This window comes from Rhodoglobus sp. G.S.23 (genome assembly GCF_056675935.1).
In genome coordinates this window covers 1,223,735-1,236,894 of record NZ_CM155237.1, presented here as the reverse complement: position 1 = coordinate 1,236,894, position 13,160 = coordinate 1,223,735, and the positions used below count along the sequence as shown (strand labels likewise).

Here is a 13,160-nt window from a genome sequence, read left to right as displayed (position 1 = left end):
GAGTTTAGCCGAGCCAGTCGCCTCCGGTGCGATCTCGACCGGTATTGCGGCCACGAGGAATCGTAATAGCTCTCGTTCCCTCTGCTCCAGGCACCCGAGGAGTATCGGGCGTGACCTTGCCGAGCTTCGGCCCACTTCGCTTGGCAGCGTAGCGAGCGATGTAGGACAGCGTCAGGTTCATCACCAAGTAGATGACGAAACCGACCGCAAAGAGCGTGAAGAGATAACGGCTGCCGTAGAAATTCTGGAGGTTCTTGATCGTGCGGGCGAGCTCAGGATACGAAACAACGTACGCCAATGAGGTGTCTTTGAGTAGCACAACAAGTTGCGCAAGAATGATTGGCAACATTTGACGGAATGCCTGCGGGAATTCCACGATAAACCGCGTCTGCAGCGACGTGAGGCCGACAGATAGACCACCTTCACGCTGCCCCTTTGGCAGAGAGTTGATTCCGGCGCGTAATGCCTCGCCAATGATTGCACCGTTATAGATAGCAAGCCCAAGCACACCCGCCCAGTAGCTTCCCGTCGAAAACAACAGGAAGACAAAAAGGATCAGCAACAGCAGCGGCATTCCTCGGAAGAACTCCAGCAGGACGGAAGTCGGGATGCGCACCCACTTAGACGCGGCTGTCCGTCCGAATGAGAACAAAATCCCCACGCCAATCGCCAGTACTCCGGCGACAGCAGCCATCCGAAGGGTATCTAGGACCCCACCGCCAAAAGCACCCCATAGTTCAGGATCGCTCAGGATGTTCAGGCGCGACTGATCAAACATTCCGGGTTGTTCTGCGCCGTTGGCGTTGACGCGAGGTGCTGCGAGAATGAAAAATACCCAAGTGAGTCCCGCGAGAATCGCGACTGCTCCAATGACTGAGGCAATTGTCGAATTACGCTTGGTTTTGGGACCAGGCGCGTCATATAGAACGCTCATGCTCATCGCAGCACCATGACCTTCTTCTCAATCGCTCCGGCTATCAGCCCGAGCGGAATCGTAATGGCGAGGTAGAGCGCCGCCGCGTAAACCAGAGTGAGAACGACGACATCGCCGTTGTCGCGAGCCGCAGCGTAAGTCGCCTTGAAGAGCTCATTCACAAAGAAGATCCCGGCAACTGAAGTGTTTTTGGTGAGAGCGATAAAAACGTTGATAAGCGGCGGGACGACCATCCGGCCTGCCTGGGGCAAAATTACGAGCCCGACGGTCTGAGTGAAACCCATGCCGATACTACGGGCGGCTTCGGCCTGCCCGACGGGAACACCATTGAACCCGGAACGAACTGCTTCAGCGACAAAGGGCGAGGTGTAAAGGGTGAGCCCAAGAGAGGCGAGAAGGAAGTAGTCGAGTTCGACGCCCAAAATGGGGAGCACATAGGCGCAGAAGAAGAGCACAAGCAGGAGCGGAATGTTTCGCAGAATCTCGGTGTAGACCGTTGCGAAGACACGAAGGGACGGCACGGGAGAAATGCGCATCGATGCGATTAGAACCCCGAGTATGAATGCCCCGACACCTGCGATCCCCAGAAGCGCGAGAGTCAGAACGAAGCCCTGCATATAGAGCGGCGTTATGTCGACAAGGGCGTCGATCGCGTTGGAGATGACGTCCATCCAGAGCCTCCTGAGAAATAGTGGGTAGTGACGTGAGTGGTGCCCGCCCGCGGACTAACCGCGAGCGGGCACCGATCACACTAGTTGCTGTAGCGGTCTACAGCGGGAGGAGTCGGGAGCTTCAGGACCTGGCCTGCAGTTGATTCCCAAGCAGCGTCCCACGATCCGTCGGAGTACGACGTTTCGAGCACATCGTTGATGTAGTCACGGAATGCGTCATCGTCGTGACCAAGACCGATGCCGTAAGGCTCTTCGGTGAACGGGTTGCTGAGAACTTCGAACTCGCCAGCGTTCTGATCGGCAAGTCCAGCCAAGATCACGTTGTCAGTAGTGACAGCGATGACCTTTCCGCTACGAAGCGGCTCAAGGCAGTTCGAGTACGTGTCAGTCGTGATGAGGTTGACGTCGTATTCAGCAATGTTCTTCTCTGAGGTCGAACCTGCAACGCTGCAAACATCCTTGCCTGCAAGGTCCTCTGGACCAGTGATTCCCTCGGGGTTGCCTTCGAGAACGAGGATGTCCTGGCCCGCGTTGTAGTACGGTCCAGCGAAGGAGATAACTTCCTTGCGCTTGTCGTTGATCGTGTACGTAGCGATGACGATGTCAACGGTTCCGTTCTCGATGAACGTTTCGCGGTTGGCTGAAACAGTCTCGACCCATTCGATGTTGTCTTCGCTAATACCCAGCGACGCGGCAATAATCTTGCCCATCTCAACGTCGAAACCAACTGGCTCGCCAGACGGTCCCTTGAGTCCGAACAGCGGCTGGTCGAACTTGGTGCCGATGGTGATCTTTCCCGCGTCAGCGAGGTCAGCCATGGTGGTTCCTGCTTCGAACTCAGGAACGACAATATCGGGGTCGGTGGTACCGGTGTCTGCTGCACACGCGCTCAAGCCAAGGAGGCCAGCAAGCGCAATAGCAGAGATCGATAGGCCTTTTTTGAGCCTCATATTTTTCTCCTTATGCTGTGGTGAAATTACTCGCTGCTTTAGTGAGTAAGAATTTTCGAGAGGAAGTCCTGCGCTCTCGGAGACTGAGGGTTGGTGAAGAACTGCTCGGGCTCGGCCTCTTCAACGATTTCGCCATCCGCCATAAAGATGACTCGATCGGCGGCCTTGCGAGCGAAGCCCATCTCGTGGGTGACAACCAGCATGGTCATGCCATCCTTCGCGAGCTGGACCATGACATCCAGAACCTCGTTGATCATCTCGGGGTCGAGAGCAGACGTTGGCTCATCGAGAAGAATGATCTTGGGATCCATCGCGAGCGAACGAGCAATAGCTACTCGCTGCTGCTGACCGCCAGAAAGCTGAGCCGGCATCTTGGATGCCTGGTTGCCGATACCCACGCGGTCGAGGAGTTCCATCGCGTGCTTGTCAGCTTCGGCCTTGCCGATCTTGCGCACACGGCGCGGGCCAAGCGTGACGTTCTCAAGAATCGTCTTGTGCGCAAAGAGGTTGAACGACTGGAAGACCATTCCGACGTCTGCCCGCAGCTTTGCTAACCCGGAGCCCTCTTCGGGAAGAAGCTTGCCATCGATCGTGATCGTGCCATCGTCGATGGTTTCAAGACGGTTGATCGCACGACACAGTGTGGACTTGCCGGAACCACTAGGCCCGATAACGACCACCACCTCGCCACGATGAATCGTGGTTGTGATGTCTTTGAGCACGTGCAGCTCACCGTAATGTTTGTTGACATGGTCGACTACGACCAGAGGTTCACCGCTCTGTGCTGCCATATTGCAAGACAACCACATGCCTCCAACGAGGGTCAAACGGCACGCCTAGTTGTAACACGCTCGTGACACAGAATCAGTTGTTGCGCTGAGCGAATGCACTCTCATAAAGGCAAACCGATGCCGCTGTCGCCAAGTTCATCGACTCTGCGTGCCCATAGATCGGCACCGAAATGACCCAATCGGCAAGCGCATAGTGTTCGTCAGTCAGTCCACGAGCCTCATTGCCAAACAACCAGGCGGTCGGATGATCGAGCACACCGTCGTTGCGCGCTGCGAGTAAATCGCCACCCTTGATGTCTGCCGCAATTACTCGAAGATCGGCGCCCTTGACACGCTCAAGAACAGCCTCAAGCTCAACGCCGACAGCGACAGGAAGGTGAAAGAGCGAACCGGTTGTTGCTCGCACTACTTTGGGGTTGTAGAGGTCGACGCTTCGACCGGTCAGGATCACTCCATCGGCACCAGCGGCATCCGCGGCTCGAATTATTGTTCCCGCGTTGCCGGGGTCGCGCACCTCTTCGAGGATCGCGATGAGCTTGGGCCCACCGGAAAGTAGGTCCTTGACCGATGTTGGGAACTGACGGCACACGGCAATAACACCCTGTGGCGTTACGGTGTCAGCCATTGTTTCGATTACCTGCTCGGTAACAAACTCGATCTCGATGCCGGCTTCTTCAGCCGCACGAGCGAGATGAGTGTGACGCTCTAGTGCGGTAGGAGTGGCGTATAGCTCCACGAGGAGCTCCGGCCGAAAATTGAGGGCTTCAGAGACTGACTGCGGGCCCTCCAGCAGAAAGAGCCCGGTCTCGGACCGAGCGCTCTTCTTCTCAAGTTTGGCCACGGCTCGGACGCGTGGTGAGCGCGGGTTATCAATCACGTCTTCAACCCTAGACTCGGCCGCCCAATATAAGAGAAACGGCACGCTGTACTGGCCGAAATGGCCTGTACAGCGTGCCGTTGCACGATGTGTGGTGCGACTGCCTAGGCAGCCGAACGCGGTGCTGACGTGTCAGCAGGAAGTGCAGCCTTAGCGGTTGCAACCAGTGACGCGAACGTAGCAGGCTCGGTGACGGCGAGGTCAGCGAGGATGCGACGGTCAACCTGCACTCCAGCCAGGTTCAAACCCTGGATGAGGCGGTTGTAAGTAAGCCCGTTTGCACGTGACGCAGCGTTGATGCGCTGGATCCACAGACGACGGAACTCACCCTTGCGGGCGCGGCGGTCGCGGTATGCGTAGACGAGCGAGTGAGTAACCTGCTCCTTGGCCTTGCGGTAGAGACGCGAACGCTGACCGCGGTAACCCTTGGCGCGTTCGAGGATAACCCGACGCTTCTTGTGAGCGTTTACCGCCCTTTTAACTCTTGCCATGATGTATTCCTAAACCCTTTACTTACCGAGAAGCTTCTTGATTGTCTTGGCGTCCTGCGGTGCGATGACCTGATCCTGGTTGAGCGCGCGCTTACGCTTGCTGCTCTTAACCTCGAGGTTGTGTCGCATACCAGCCTGCTGCTTCATGACCTTGCCGCTACCGGTGACCTTGAAACGCTTCTTGGTGCCTGAGTGCGTCTTCTGCTTAGGCATCTTTCTCCTCTTTCTCTGGAACTTCTGCCTCACGAGGCTTCTTGTTAGCAACCTTGCGGGCCTCGGCTTCAGCCTTCGCTGTTGCCTTGGTCTTGTGTGGGCCAATAATCATGACCATGTTGCGACCGTCAATAGTCGGCGTTGATTCGATTGAACCGAATTCCGACACATCTTCGGCAAACTTCTGAAGTAAACGCACACCCTGATCGGGGCGAGACTGCTCACGGCCACGGAACAAGATCATTGCTTTGACCTTGTCGCCGCCTGCGAGGAATCCCTCAGCACGTTTGCGCTTGGTTTCGTAGTCGTGCGTGTCAATCTTCAGACGGAAACGAACCTCTTTGAGGATCGTGTTCGTCTGATTGCGACGAGCTTCTTTCGCCTTCTGCGCCTCTTCGTACTTGAACTTGCCGTAATCCATGATCTTGGCAACGGGAGGCTTTGAGCTGGGAGCAACCTCGACCAAATCTAGATCTGCCTCTTGGGCGAGCTTGAGGGCGACGTCAATTGAGACGACACCGACTTGTTCACCGCCGGGTCCGACAAGACGGACCTCAGGAACTCGGATTCGGTCGTTGGTACGGGGATCGCTGATGCGTGTTCTCCTCACATTTCGTGGTGCACTTCATGTACGCGGAGCGTTTCACGAAATACAGTTCGGCGGATGCCGTGGCACGAAAGAGGATCAAATGCAGCAGAACGCTGCAACACCCTTTAAAGCTGCAGGCGAGCATCCGGAACAATAGGCATAATCACAACTGATTACACACACTGCACCGCAAGCGAACCATGCGGGGTGTAACTACCCGGTAACCTTGTATGCGGTTGACAGGTGGGAGAATCTCCACTTTCGTATCCGGGGCAAGCCCCGGGCCTGCATAAGGATAGCAGAGCGAACCCCAATTAGCGAAGGACATCATGAGCGAGCCCACCAATGACGACGTCAATGAAACTCGAGACATCTCTGAGGTGCCCGCGGTAGAGGTAATTAACACCGTTGCCGTACACATGCTCAGCGCTGCAGCAGTAAAACTCGGGCTCTCCGACGGACCAGATGCGGAATCAGAAAAAGACCTCGACGAGGCGCGAAAACTCATCAATGCCCTCGCCGGTTTGGTTACCGCAGCAGCGCCGGAGATCGGCAACCACCACGCTCGCCCCCTGCGCGATGGCCTTCGTTCAGTGCAACTCGCGTTCCGCGAAGCATCCACCATCCCTGATGCACCCGGTCAGGGTCCAGGCGAAAAATGGACAGGGCCAGTGAACTAGAGCGACGACTCCGGCGCTCGAACTACCTGCACTGCCAGAGAATCGACCGACTGCGCGATGAGTTCGGAAGTAGCCCAGCGCTCGCGCATCCGATCCATCGTGGCATCGAGCGTTTCGCGGTCAAGCCCCGGCTTCATAGCGATTTGAACAACCAGTTCAGGGCCCTGCAATCGCGCCCCCGGATCTCCCGCGAGCAACTGGATTTCAGCAACGTCGGCTTCTTCTGCAGCGGCTATCGCGAATTCGTCTCGCACGTCGGTGCGCAAATAGCTGGGAGTCCAGTCAGTTGACTGCGCGATCGACCACAGCGCGGGTCGACGGATAACAAACTCACTGTCACTCAGTGGATCGATAACGACCAGATCAGTGTTCTCGCTCGCAGCGGCGAGAGCTACGCGGGTGCCGGCTGCCGGAACGGGGCGAGCGTCCGGGTTCCAATTACTCATCGCAGTGACCGAACTAAACACCGGCAGAACTGCCCGACCATCCGGGCCCGTCACCGTCACGATCGATAACTCTTGAGTCTTGTCAATCGTGAGTCCGGCTTCGGTGGTCTCCGTCTCCCCCGCCTTCGCAAGCAACGGGATGAGAAGCCGAGATTCACGAATGGAATCAACTACGTCTGCCTCAGTCGCATTGCCCTGATGGAACCGAGTGATGACGGCCATGAGCGCAACAGGTGCTGTTCCGTCGTCATCGGGAGCAGGATTCGGTTCGAACGAGCGACCCTCCCAAGGAGTGCCGGCGGAGTCTGTCGAGTTCATATCAGCGTCCGATGCAAAAAATAGTTACTGCGATGAAACGTCAAGTGCTTCCGCAAGGGTGAAAGCCTTGGCATAAAGTGCCTTGCCGATGATCGCACCTTCGAGACCCTGAGGCACGAGTTCGCGCAGCTCGATGAGGTCATCGAGACTTGAGACGCCACCAGAGGCGATAACCGGGCGGTGAGTGCGATCCATCACTTGGCGAAGCAAATCGATGTTCGGGCCCTGGAGAGTGCCGTCTTTAGTCACGTCAGTAACCACATAGCGGCAGCATCCGGCTGACTCGAGACGGTCGAGGACCGTCCACAGGTCGCCACCCTCTTGAGTCCAGCCACGAGCAGCGAGCGTCGTTCCGCGCACGTCGAGACCAACGGCAATAGCCTCGCCGTACTCAGCGATTACGTGGGCAGCCCACTCAGGATTCTCCAGCGCTGCCGTGCCGAGATTGATGCGCTTCGCGCCGGTGGCAAGCGCGGCCTCGAGAGACGCATCGTCACGGATGCCGCCAGAAAGTTCAATATTGACGCGCTTCGGCGTCGACTTGATGACCTTCTTGATCATCGCGTGGTTATTGCCGCGACCGAAGGCAGCGTCAAGATCCACCAAGTGGATCCACTCCGCACCCTGGTCAACCCAGTCGTGCGACGCCGCGCACGGGTCGCCGTAGCTCTTCTCGGTTCCCGCTTCGCCCTGAGTGAGTCGAACGGCCTTACCGTCAGCGACATCGACGGCAGGCAGAAGTGTGAGGCTGGGTGTTTTATTGAACTCGCTCATAGATTTGCTCTCTGAAGACCTGATCGCGGAACGCCGCGCACAAGCATCCGATACTAGTGCACGTCGAACTGACGCAAAATCAGAGCGTCTCCAACCAGTTGCTTAGTAGTCGGATTCCGGCTTCGCCAGACTTCTCCGGGTGAAATTGAGTAGCCGTCAGGGGTCCATTTTCGACGGCAGCGAGGAAGCGACCGCCGTGGTCTGCCCACGTGAGCTTGGGTTGTGGAAATGGGGGCTGAACGTCAAGTGTCCACTGCTGTGCAGCATAGGAATGGACGAAATAGAATCGCTCGTCGCGAATCGAATCGAAAATAGTCGTGTCGTCGGGAGTCTCGACCGTGTTCCAGCCCATGTGGGGCAAAACTGGAGCAGGTAACTTTTCTACAACACCCGGCCACTCATCGAGTCCGTCGGTCTGAACACCGTGCTCATCGCCGGAAGAAAACAGCACCTGCATTCCGACACAAATCCCCATCACTGGGCGGCTGCCTGTCAGGCGCTTCTCGATAATCGCACCACCGCGCACTGATTCCAGTGCCGACATGACAGCAGCAAATGCGCCAACCCCTGGCACGAGAAGCCCGTCAGCGGCCTCAGCAACAGAACGGTCAGCGCTCAATCGCACGCTCGCGCCGGCAGCCTCTAGAGCCTTAGCCGCAGAGTGGATATTGCCCGATCCGTAATCCAGAATGACAACTGAGGGCGCAACCACTAGAGCGCACCCTTTGTTGACGGAATTCCGGTGACACGGGAATCGGGCTGAACAGCACCGCGCATCGCACGAGCAAAGGCTTTGAATTCAGCCTCAGCGATGTGGTGGGGGTCACGCCCACCCAAGACAGTGATGTGAACGGTAATACCCGCGTTGAAGCTGATCGCTTCGAAAACGTGACGAACCATCGATCCCGTGAAGTGTCCACCGATCAAGTGCATCTCAAACCCGGCAGGCTCCCCCGTGTGCACGAGGTACGGACGACCCGAGACGTCGACAACCGCTCGAACAAGCGCCTCGTCAAGAGGAACAAGCGCATCGCCATAACGAGAAATGCCGGCCTTGTCGCCGAGCGCCTGTTTGATGGCAAGACCCAAAGCGATGCCAATGTCTTCCACAGTGTGGTGGACATCAATGTGAGTGTCACCGGTCGCCTTCACAGTGAGGTCGATCAGTGAGTGCTTCGAGAATGCGGTGAGCATGTGGTCATAAAACGGGACGCTCGTCTCAATGGATGAGGTACCTGTTCCGTCGAGATTGATCGAGAGTTCGATACTCGACTCGCTGGTCTCGCGCGTGATCGTCGCGGTGCGCTGTGAAGTCATTGCTCAACTCTACCGAGCGCTTGGAGGTCAGCCATCGCATCCAGAAATGCCGTGGTCTCTGCTTCAGTGCCTGCAGTGACCCGCAAGTGGTGAGGTATACCGACATCGCGAATCAAAATGTCTTGAATGAGCAACTTGTTAAACAGTGCTTGCGGATCCGCAACATTCCCGAAGAGCACGAAATTTGCTTCGGTCAGTACGGGGGTGAACCCCAACTCCGCAAGCCCGGCGCTCATCCGGTCGCGCTGAGTTTTAATCTCCCCAACCATCGCGAGCATCTCAGGGGCGTGAGCAAGCGCGGCAACTGCGGCCGCCTGCGTCAAAGCGGAGAGATGGTACGGCAATCGTACGAGTCTGAGGGCATCGGCGATAGCCGGATCGGCGGCCAAGTACCCCACTCGAGCTCCGGCGAACGCGAACGCTTTGCTCATGGTGCGGGAAACAATGAGGCGCGGCCGTCCCTCAAGCAGTGACAGCGCCGTCTCGCGGTCGGAGAACTCTGCATAGGCTTCATCGACGAGCACGATACCGTCGGTCGCGTCGTAGGCGGCGACGACCGTCTCGTTGCTGACGGGAGTGCCGGTGGGATTATTCGGCGAACAGAGAAACACGATGTCCGGCGAAAGGTCAGCTATCGCCGCCACCACTGTTTCGGGAGTGAGGTCGTAGCCGGCATCACGAGAAGCCGTAACCCACTCGGTGCCGGTGCCTGAGGCGATGATGGGGTGCATAGAGTACGTGGGCGGGAATCCGAGAACGCTGCGGCCTGGACCGCCGAAGGCCTGAAGCGTTTGCTGAAGTACCTCATTGGAACCATTTGCTGCCCAGATGTTCGCAGCGGCGAGGCCGTGCCCCAGGTATTCGGCGAGACTCTCCCGCAGTTCAGTGAACTCTCGATCGGGATAGCGATTTGCGGTCATCACTGCTCTTGCCAGCGCCATCACAATATCGGTGGCCACCGCCTCGGGGATGGGGTGGGTGTTCTCGTTGACGTTGAGTTGGATGCTCACCGGATCGGTAGGTGCACCGTAGGGCTTGAGCCCTCGAAGGTCGTCACGGATAGGGAGATCTGAAAGCGAAGTCACTCCACAATGCTAGATGCAGACGGCTGACAAGCGTCACGCTGCCTCAATCAATCAGCCTCTACGTTCTCGCATGCACCACGAGCGAACCGCGCGAAGAGCTAGCGCGCGCTTCTATTCAGAAAAGCTGGCAGGGATCGCGAGCTGTTGACCCGCAAAGACATCTGCTGAGGGAAGCTGGTTGAGCTCAATCAACTGAGCAACAACATCGCGCGGATCGTGCCCAGGAGCATGGGTCTCTGCGATGTTCCACAGCGACTGGCCTGCGGAAACGTCGACGTAAACGAACGCGTTCTCGTTTGACTCCAACGTAGCGGCAGCGTCACCACCGTTGAGGGAGAAAACGAGAGCCGCAACAACCAACGGCGTGGCCGCGAGCGTCATCAAGACGACGCGACCACGCGTTGTGAGGCGAAGACGCGGTGCGGACTGCCGAGCACGGGATTCCGCGTTGGGTGCAATCACTGCAGTGGACATCAAATTCTCCTCTAGGGGTTCCCGCACCCGACTCTCGGCCGGGAGAGTCGGGTGCGAAGCTGTGTTCCGAACATACATTCGAATTGTTCTAATTTCAAGTACATATTCGAACAAGCCACCGACATTGCCTCGCGACACTCGAACAAATGTTTGTTTTTGGCTTGTTCTGCGGATACAGTTTCGAATGAGCCACTGACATTGGAATCGTTAGAGGCAGAAATAGAGGACTCGTGACCGACTCAATAGCCGCAAATGGCGACGCCGCAGAGCGTGGCACCCGCCGGCGAACCAGCTTGAGCGCGAAACAACTCGCGATCCTCGAGATGATTCAGCGAGCAGTCGCTACTCAGGGCTACCCGCCGAGCATGCGCGAGATCGGAGACGCTGTCGGCCTCTCCTCGCTATCGAGCGTTACCCACCAGCTCAACCAGCTCGAGCTCAGCGGCTACGTGCGCCGCGACCCCAACCGCCCCCGCGCCATCGAAGTTCTTATCGACGTGCCAAGCGCCGTCGACGAATCCAGCACGATCAGCCCATCGATGGGTGATGCCGCGATGGTTCCGCTCGTCGGCCGCATTGCCGCCGGTATCCCCATCACTGCAGAGCAGCACATTGAAGAAGTGTTCCCTCTCCCCCGCCAACTTGTTGGCAAAGGTGACCTGTTTATGCTGAAGGTCGTCGGAGATTCAATGATCGACGCTGCCATTTGCGACGGCGACTGGGTTGTTGTGCGCCAACAGCAGACAGCCGAAAATGGCGACATCGTTGCCGCAATGCTCGATGACGAAGCAACCGTCAAGGTATTTCGTCAACGCGACGGTCACACATGGCTACTGCCACGCAACTCCAACTTTGAGCCCATTCTCGGTGACTACGCCACAGTGCTCGGCAAAGTCGTTACGGTACTGCGCTCGCTCTAAGCAGGTTTAATCGCGAGCTCGCGCCCAACGCGCAAGCTCGCGACCAGACGCTACGAAGCTTTACTCACGAACTCTTCGAGCTCGGCTAGTCGAGCCGGGTGCACAAGCGCCCGCACCTGGGTTCCATCTTCGCGATAGTCCGTCGCCAACACGCGCCCCTGCACGTGGAGGCGCGAGATGACTTCTCCACGGTCATAGGGCACGAGCAGAGTCACCTCGACCTCCGGAGCTGGCAAAAGTTCCGCAATACGCGCGTTCAATTCGTCGATGCCCTCACCCGAGCGGGCAGAAACAAAGATTCCCGTCGGCTCAAGTCCACGAATCAACAAACGCTGGTCGTCATCCGCAAGGTCGCTCTTGTTGAAGACAACGATTTCAGGGATGTCGCGGGCACCCAGCTCACCGATGACGTCGCGCACCGTGCTCAGCTGAGCACCGGGATCTGGGTGGGAGGCGTCAACAACGTGCACGATGACGTCAGACTGCCCGATCTCCTCGAGGGTCGACCGGAACGCTTCCACAAGCTGATGCGGCAAATTGCGCACGAAACCAACAGTGTCGCTAAGCGTAAATAGCCGGCCATCTGCTGTCTCCGAACGTCTCACAGTGGCATCGAGCGTTGCGAAGAGCGCATTCTCTACGAGCACGCCGGCGCGAGTCAGACGGTTGAGCAAACTCGACTTGCCTGCGTTGGTATAGCCGGCAATAGCGACACTTGGCACCTCAAACCGGTCACGGTTGGCGCGTTTCGCCTCCCGAGCGGGCGCGAATCCCTTGATCTGCTTGCGTAGGCGAGCCATGCGAGTGTGGATGCGACGGCGATCGAGTTCAATCTTGGTTTCACCAGGACCACGGCTACCCATACCGGCGCCGGCGCCACCCACTTGGCCACCGGCCTGGCGAGACATCGATTCACCCCAACCACGAAGTCGTGGAAGCAGGTATTCCATTTGGGCTAGCTCCACTTGAGCCTTGCCTTCACGGCTTGTCGCGTGCTGGCTGAAAATGTCGAGGATCACCGCTGTGCGGTCGATCACCTTCACGCCGACGACATCTTCGAGTGCACGACGCTGGCTGGGAGCAAGTTCTGTGTCGGCAATGACAGTGTCCGCGCCGGTAGCGGCTACAACGTCGCGCAGCTCAATTGCTTTGCCCTTACCGAAGTACGTGCTTGGGTCAGGGTGCGAACGGCTCTGCAAGAGGCCATCAAGCACCACTGCGCCTGCGGTCTCTGCCAGAGCGGACAACTCCCGAAGTGAGTTCTCCGCTTCCCGAAGCGCTCCCTGACCGTAGATTCCGATCAGCACAACGTTTTCGATCCTCAGCTGGCGGTACTCGACCTCGGTGACGTCATCAAGCTCTGTTGAGAGCCCTCGAACACGCTTCAGTGCGTGCCGGTCGTCTCGATCAAACTGGTCGCCGTCTCGGTCGGCTTCATAATGAGCATCCGATTGGAGCGCTTGCGCCCCAGATGCCCCAGCACCGAAGCGCGTTACGGCAGCATGAGTGGAGCCTTCGCTGGCGAGAACGCGCTCGACGGAACGCTCGGCGTCGTCGCCGTTGTTGGCCTCGATACTGGTTTCTGTCGTGTTTCGCGTCATTGGGTTAACCCTACTTCTCTAGTTTTCGG

The 13,160-nt window shown here is 57.7% G+C and carries 17 protein-coding genes; 2 read left to right on the top strand and 15 right to left on the bottom strand.

Annotated elements, in window-relative coordinates; genetic code table 11:
* Positions 1 to 4: 4 nt before the first annotated feature.
* From AC1ENN_RS05910 to infC, 8 genes are all read right to left on the bottom strand, one after another.
* A complete protein-coding gene (locus AC1ENN_RS05910; RefSeq protein WP_480392036.1) occupies positions 5 to 940 on the bottom strand; it encodes an amino acid ABC transporter permease in 936 nt (311 codons plus the stop codon).
* Positions 937 to 1,605: an amino acid ABC transporter permease gene (locus tag AC1ENN_RS05905; RefSeq protein ID WP_480392035.1), complete on the bottom strand. Its 669-nt coding sequence runs from the start codon at positions 1,603 to 1,605 to the stop codon at positions 937 to 939. Before AC1ENN_RS05905 ends, AC1ENN_RS05910 begins: the two co-directional genes overlap by 4 nt.
* An 80-nt stretch (positions 1,606 to 1,685) precedes the next feature.
* The gene (locus AC1ENN_RS05900; protein WP_480392034.1) at positions 1,686 to 2,555 is read right to left on the bottom strand and encodes a glutamate ABC transporter substrate-binding protein; all 870 of its coding nucleotides are present in this window, start codon (positions 2,553 to 2,555) and stop codon (positions 1,686 to 1,688) included.
* A 38-nt stretch (positions 2,556 to 2,593) separates the two neighbouring features.
* Positions 2,594 to 3,346 carry an amino acid ABC transporter ATP-binding protein gene (locus tag AC1ENN_RS05895; protein ID WP_449648985.1) on the bottom strand — a complete coding sequence of 251 codons (753 nt, stop codon included), beginning with the start codon at positions 3,344 to 3,346 and terminating at the stop codon, positions 2,594 to 2,596.
* Positions 3,347 to 3,419: 73 nt separating this feature from the next.
* On the bottom strand, positions 3,420 to 4,223 hold the full coding sequence (locus AC1ENN_RS05890) for a TrmH family RNA methyltransferase (protein ID WP_480392033.1): 804 nt from the start codon (positions 4,221 to 4,223) through the stop codon (positions 3,420 to 3,422).
* Positions 4,224 to 4,327: 104 nt separating this feature from the next.
* A complete protein-coding gene (rplT, locus tag AC1ENN_RS05885) occupies positions 4,328 to 4,714 on the bottom strand; it encodes a 50S ribosomal protein L20 (protein ID WP_009771944.1) in 387 nt (128 codons plus the stop codon).
* Between the two features lie 18 nt (positions 4,715 to 4,732).
* Positions 4,733 to 4,927, bottom strand: coding sequence for a 50S ribosomal protein L35 (gene rpmI, locus AC1ENN_RS05880; RefSeq protein WP_197108656.1), 195 nt, complete (start codon positions 4,925 to 4,927; stop codon positions 4,733 to 4,735).
* The gene (gene infC / locus AC1ENN_RS05875; protein WP_449648983.1) at positions 4,920 to 5,537 is read right to left on the bottom strand and encodes a translation initiation factor IF-3; all 618 of its coding nucleotides are present in this window, start codon (positions 5,535 to 5,537) and stop codon (positions 4,920 to 4,922) included. The genes rpmI and infC overlap by 8 nt, the downstream gene beginning before the upstream one ends.
* Before the next feature lie 308 nt (positions 5,538 to 5,845).
* Here infC and AC1ENN_RS05870 point away from each other — a divergent pair, with 308 nt between their 5' ends.
* Positions 5,846 to 6,196 carry a DUF1844 domain-containing protein gene (locus tag AC1ENN_RS05870; protein ID WP_449648982.1) on the top strand — a complete coding sequence of 117 codons (351 nt, stop codon included), beginning with the start codon at positions 5,846 to 5,848 and terminating at the stop codon, positions 6,194 to 6,196.
* Here AC1ENN_RS05870 and AC1ENN_RS05865 read toward each other — a convergent pair.
* The 6 genes from AC1ENN_RS05865 to AC1ENN_RS05840 form a co-directional block, all read right to left on the bottom strand.
* The gene (locus AC1ENN_RS05865) at positions 6,193 to 6,960 is read right to left on the bottom strand and encodes an SseB family protein (protein ID WP_480392032.1); all 768 of its coding nucleotides are present in this window, start codon (positions 6,958 to 6,960) and stop codon (positions 6,193 to 6,195) included. The two genes, AC1ENN_RS05870 and AC1ENN_RS05865, sit on opposite strands and share 4 nt — an antisense overlap.
* A 24-nt stretch (positions 6,961 to 6,984) precedes the next feature.
* Positions 6,985 to 7,734: a bifunctional 1-(5-phosphoribosyl)-5-((5-phosphoribosylamino)methylideneamino)imidazole-4-carboxamide isomerase/phosphoribosylanthranilate isomerase PriA gene (gene priA / locus AC1ENN_RS05860; protein ID WP_449648980.1), complete on the bottom strand. Its 750-nt coding sequence runs from the start codon at positions 7,732 to 7,734 to the stop codon at positions 6,985 to 6,987.
* A 79-nt stretch (positions 7,735 to 7,813) separates the two neighbouring features.
* Positions 7,814 to 8,446: an imidazole glycerol phosphate synthase subunit HisH gene (gene hisH / locus AC1ENN_RS05855; protein ID WP_449648979.1), complete on the bottom strand. Its 633-nt coding sequence runs from the start codon at positions 8,444 to 8,446 to the stop codon at positions 7,814 to 7,816.
* Positions 8,446 to 9,051, bottom strand: a complete 606-nt coding sequence (gene hisB, locus AC1ENN_RS05850) for an imidazoleglycerol-phosphate dehydratase HisB (RefSeq protein WP_449648978.1) — start codon at positions 9,049 to 9,051, stop codon at positions 8,446 to 8,448. The genes hisH and hisB overlap by 1 nt, the downstream gene beginning before the upstream one ends.
* Positions 9,048 to 10,136 carry a histidinol-phosphate transaminase gene (locus tag AC1ENN_RS05845; RefSeq protein WP_449648977.1) on the bottom strand — a complete coding sequence of 363 codons (1,089 nt, stop codon included), beginning with the start codon at positions 10,134 to 10,136 and terminating at the stop codon, positions 9,048 to 9,050. The genes hisB and AC1ENN_RS05845 overlap by 4 nt, the downstream gene beginning before the upstream one ends.
* Positions 10,137 to 10,247: 111 nt before the next feature.
* Complete coding sequence (locus tag AC1ENN_RS05840; RefSeq protein ID WP_449648976.1) at positions 10,248 to 10,610, bottom strand: LysM peptidoglycan-binding domain-containing protein; 363 nt, start codon at positions 10,608 to 10,610, stop codon at positions 10,248 to 10,250.
* Positions 10,611 to 10,840: 230 nt separating this feature from the next.
* Here AC1ENN_RS05840 and lexA point away from each other — a divergent pair, with 230 nt between their 5' ends.
* Positions 10,841 to 11,530, top strand: coding sequence for a transcriptional repressor LexA (lexA, locus tag AC1ENN_RS05835; protein ID WP_449648975.1), 690 nt, complete (start codon positions 10,841 to 10,843; stop codon positions 11,528 to 11,530).
* Between the two features lie 50 nt (positions 11,531 to 11,580).
* Here lexA and hflX read toward each other — a convergent pair whose 3' ends face one another.
* The gene (hflX, locus tag AC1ENN_RS05830; RefSeq protein WP_449648974.1) at positions 11,581 to 13,131 is read right to left on the bottom strand and encodes a GTPase HflX; all 1,551 of its coding nucleotides are present in this window, start codon (positions 13,129 to 13,131) and stop codon (positions 11,581 to 11,583) included.
* Between the last annotated feature and the right edge of the window lie 29 nt (positions 13,132 to 13,160).

Coding starts and splice junctions, on each gene's coding strand:
- priA (WP_449648980.1), bottom strand. CDS start 7,734: ATGAGCGAGTTCAATAAAACACCCAGCCTCACACTTCTGCCTGCCGTC.
- hisB (WP_449648978.1), bottom strand. CDS start 9,051: ATGACTTCACAGCGCACCGCGACGATCACGCGCGAGACCAGCGAGTCG.
- AC1ENN_RS05910 (WP_480392036.1), bottom strand. CDS start 940: ATGAGCATGAGCGTTCTATATGACGCGCCTGGTCCCAAAACCAAGCGT.
- AC1ENN_RS05840 (WP_449648976.1), bottom strand. CDS start 10,610: ATGTCCACTGCAGTGATTGCACCCAACGCGGAATCCCGTGCTCGGCAG.
- rplT (WP_009771944.1), bottom strand. CDS start 4,714: ATGGCAAGAGTTAAAAGGGCGGTAAACGCTCACAAGAAGCGTCGGGTT.
- rpmI (WP_197108656.1), bottom strand. CDS start 4,927: ATGCCTAAGCAGAAGACGCACTCAGGCACCAAGAAGCGTTTCAAGGTC.
- AC1ENN_RS05865 (WP_480392032.1), bottom strand. CDS start 6,960: ATGAACTCGACAGACTCCGCCGGCACTCCTTGGGAGGGTCGCTCGTTC.
- AC1ENN_RS05905 (WP_480392035.1), bottom strand. CDS start 1,605: ATGGACGTCATCTCCAACGCGATCGACGCCCTTGTCGACATAACGCCG.
- hflX (WP_449648974.1), bottom strand. CDS start 13,131: ATGACGCGAAACACGACAGAAACCAGTATCGAGGCCAACAACGGCGAC.
- AC1ENN_RS05870 (WP_449648982.1), top strand. CDS start 5,846: ATGAGCGAGCCCACCAATGACGACGTCAATGAAACTCGAGACATCTCT.
- AC1ENN_RS05900 (WP_480392034.1), bottom strand. CDS start 2,555: ATGAGGCTCAAAAAAGGCCTATCGATCTCTGCTATTGCGCTTGCTGGC.
- AC1ENN_RS05895 (WP_449648985.1), bottom strand. CDS start 3,346: ATGGCAGCACAGAGCGGTGAACCTCTGGTCGTAGTCGACCATGTCAAC.